Source organism: uncultured Methanobrevibacter sp. (genome assembly GCF_947169325.1).
GTDB lineage: Archaea > Methanobacteriota > Methanobacteria > Methanobacteriales > Methanobacteriaceae > Methanocatella.
This window is the reverse complement of the sequence record NZ_CAMVPN010000140.1, coordinates 1-3,398: the sequence shown is the minus strand read 5'-3', so window position 1 is coordinate 3,398 and position 3,398 is coordinate 1. Positions and strand designations below refer to the sequence as shown.

Here is a 3,398-nt window from a genome sequence, read left to right as displayed (position 1 = left end):
GAAGGTGGATCTTTAGGTTACAGGGGAGAAGAAATTAAAGATCTTGCAAAAAGAATGCTTTAAATCAGGTGTATAATTATGATTAGAACAAAACGTAAAATTAACAAACAAAGAGGTTCTAGATCCAACGGTGGAGGATGTACCAAAAAACGTAGAGGTGCAGGTAACAAAGGTGGAAAAGGTAAAGCAGGTATGGGTAAACAACACTGGACCTGGACTGTAATTCACGACCCAGACCACTTTGGTAAACACGGTTTCAAAAGACCTCAAAAAATGATTAAAAAAGTTAATACAGTTAATTTAGTTTACTTAGAAGAACAAGCTGAAAACTTAATTGCAAGCGGAAAAGCATCCAAAGACGGAGATGCAATCGTCATTGATGTGACTGAATTAGGTTATGATAAAGTTTTAGCTAAAGGAAACATTACCAAAACCTTCAAAATTTCAGCACCTAAATTTTCCGCTGGTGCAATTGAAAAAATCGAAGAATTAGGAGGGGAAGCTATAGAATTATAGCTTCTTTTTAATATTTAATAGAGGAAGAAAATGTCATCACTAGAAGTATTAGAGCCAATATTTAAGGTTATTCCTGAAGTTAAATCTCCAGTTCACAGAGAAGAGTTCAACGAAAAGCTCAAATGGACTGCTGTGGTTTTAGTATTATACTACATTTTAACTTTAATCCCATTATACGGTTTAGCTCCAGGGGCTATAGATCAATTTGCTCAGTTAAGAGCTGTTATGGCGGGGAGTTTCGGTTCAATTCTTACTTTAGGAATTGGTCCTATTGTTACTGCTTCAATTGTACTGCAATTGTTAGTAGGTTCTAATCTTTTGGATCTGGATTTGTCTTCACATAAGGACAAGTCCCATTTTCAAGCTACTCAAAAAGTATTATCTATTGTGTTTACTTTATTTGAAGCTTCAGTTTTAGTATTGACTGGTAATTTAGTACCTATTGATGGTTCTTACACATTACTTTTAATTCTCCAACTTGTTATCGGGGCATTGGTTATTATCTACCTTGATGAAGTTGTATCCAAATGGGGATTCGGTAGTGGAATCGGTCTTTTCATTGCTGCAGGTGTATGTCAGGCTATTGTAGTTGGTACATTCAGTATCCTGAATGGTACTGATGGACTCTTCGCAGGTATCCTTCCTAAGTTCATCCAATTGGCAACACAGGGAACTTATGATTTCTCAGTATTGATTCCATTGATTGCTACAATCATAGTATTCTTGGTTGTTCTTTATGGTGAATCCATGAGGGTTGAAATTCCTATTTCACACGGTAGTGTAAGAGGTCACGGAAGAATCAGAGGTGCAGTTGGTAAATATCCATTGAAATTCGTATACTCAAGTAACATGCCGGTAATTTTGACCAGTGCATTGCTTGTAAACGTAACACTTTTCGCAAACGTTTTCCAAAAGATCGGTGTTCCAATTCTTGGAACCATCAAGGACGGAAAACCTGTTGACGGAATCGCATGGCTATTGTCAACTCCTAAGTTAGAAATGTTTGTTACAGAACCTATCCATGTGCTCATATATGCAATATTCTTTATCCTTTGCTGTATGTTGTTCTCATATCTATGGGTAGAAATCAGTGGTTTGAATGCTAAGAAGATTTCCGAACAGCTTTACAGTTCAGGTATTCAGATTCCTGGTTTCAGAAGTAGTAAACGCCAATTATATAAAATTCTTAAAAAATATATTCCTGCACTTACCATTATCAGTGGTATATATGTAGGTCTCATTGCTTTCCTTGCAGATTTAACCGGTGCTTTAGGTGGAGGTACTGGAGTATTGCTTACTGTAGGTATTATTCATAAACTTTATGAAGAAATGGCAGAGGAACAACTCATGTCCTCAAATCCACTTCTTAGGAAATTTTTAGGAGATTAAACTCTCCTATTTATTATCTTTTTACAATTAGAGGGGTTAAAATGAAATTAGTAGTATTAACAGGAATTCCAGGTTCTGGAAGTACAACTTTGCTTAATAGGGCTCTTGATGAAGTCGATTATGTGCATTTAAACTATGGGGACATAATGACTGAAATTGCCATTAAAGAGAATATTGTTGAAGATAGAGACGAATTAAGGAAATTACCAGCTGAAACACAAAAAGAAATTCAAGCTAAGGCTGCTAAAGAAATCAAACAAAGATCTGAAGAGGACAATGTTATTGTGGATACCCACTGTACCATCAATACTCCATCCGGTTTCTTGCCAGGTCTTCCAAAATGGGTTTTGGATGAATTGCAGCCAGACCGTTTCATTTTAATTGAAGCTCATCCTGATGAAATTATTTACAGAAGATTAAATGATGACACTCGTGTTCGTGATGTACAAAAAGCAAAAGACATTCAATTGCATCAAGAAATGAACAGGGCTACCTCAATGGCTTATGCCACATTAACAGGTGCCACTGTCAAAATATTATCCAATCACGACAATCATTTAGATTCTTCAGTCAAAAAATTGGTAGATGTATTAAATTTATAGGGGTATGATTATGGCTGATCCAATGGGAATTATATATCAAGCACTGAACGCTGTCTTTAATCCGATTCTTGCTTTAGACCCTAATCCAGCAAATCCTGCTTTAACAGTTTTGATTATTGCATTTATTGTTTCATTGATTACCACCATTGCAAACAAGTATCTGGTGGATCAAGATGAATTGAATGCGCAACAGGCTGAAATGAAGGAATTCAATGCCAGATTAAGGGATGCTCAAAAAAGAGGAGATGGTAAAGAAGTTGCGAAACTTCAGGCCGAACAGGCTGAACTAATGAAAAATCAAACTGCAATGATGACCAATCAGTTCAAACCGATGATTGTGACTTTCGTCCCGATTATTCTAATATTTTTCTGGATGAGATCCTCTGCAATCCATGATTTGGTAATTATTTTACCGAAAACTGTCTATTGGGTTATTTTAACTCCAGTTTGGCATTTCATTGGCAGTTTCCTGTATGGAGGTCAGGCTACCATTCCGTATGGTATAGGCTGGTTGTTATGGTATATGATTTGTACCTTCGGTATGAGTCAGATTTTAAGAAAATTCTTAGGATTCAAACAAGGGTTCTAAATCGGCCATAAAACTATACATTTATTAATGATAAGCGAAATATATTATAATATTCTATATTGAATACGCTATTACACAATTATTAAATATTTTAATTAAATTAAATTTATAGGTGATTAAATGCCTGCAAATAGGTTTAGATCAAGATCATATAAAAGAGTTCATAAAAACACTCCTGGTGGAGGGAATGTTTTAAGATACAAAAAGAAAAAACCATCTAAGCATGTTTGTGCTGAGTGTGGTGCAGTATTACATGGAGTTCCTCGCGGACGTCCATATGAAATTGGAAAATTATCAAAAAC

Annotated in this window: 5 protein-coding genes; all 5 read left to right on the top strand. The window is 35.6% G+C overall.

The window, feature by feature from the left end; all coding sequences use genetic code 11:
* Positions 1-78 precede the first annotated feature (78 nt).
* On the top strand, positions 79-516 hold the full coding sequence (locus tag Q0W26_RS11860; RefSeq protein ID WP_298525720.1) for an uL15m family ribosomal protein: 438 nt from the start codon (positions 79-81) through the stop codon (positions 514-516).
* Between the two features lie 30 nt (positions 517-546).
* Positions 547-1,905, top strand: a complete 1,359-nt coding sequence (gene secY / locus Q0W26_RS11855) for a preprotein translocase subunit SecY (RefSeq protein ID WP_298525717.1) — start codon at positions 547-549, stop codon at positions 1,903-1,905.
* A gap of 41 nt (positions 1,906-1,946) precedes the next feature.
* A complete protein-coding gene (locus Q0W26_RS11850) occupies positions 1,947-2,507 on the top strand; it encodes an adenylate kinase (protein WP_298525714.1) in 561 nt (186 codons plus the stop codon).
* 10 nt (positions 2,508-2,517) lie between these two features.
* A complete protein-coding gene (locus tag Q0W26_RS11845) occupies positions 2,518-3,096 on the top strand; it encodes a DUF106 domain-containing protein (protein ID WP_298525712.1) in 579 nt (192 codons plus the stop codon).
* 120 nt (positions 3,097-3,216) lie between these two features.
* Positions 3,217-3,398 (top strand): 50S ribosomal protein L34e (locus Q0W26_RS11840; RefSeq protein WP_298525710.1); only part of this gene is annotated, 182 nt, incomplete at its 3' end.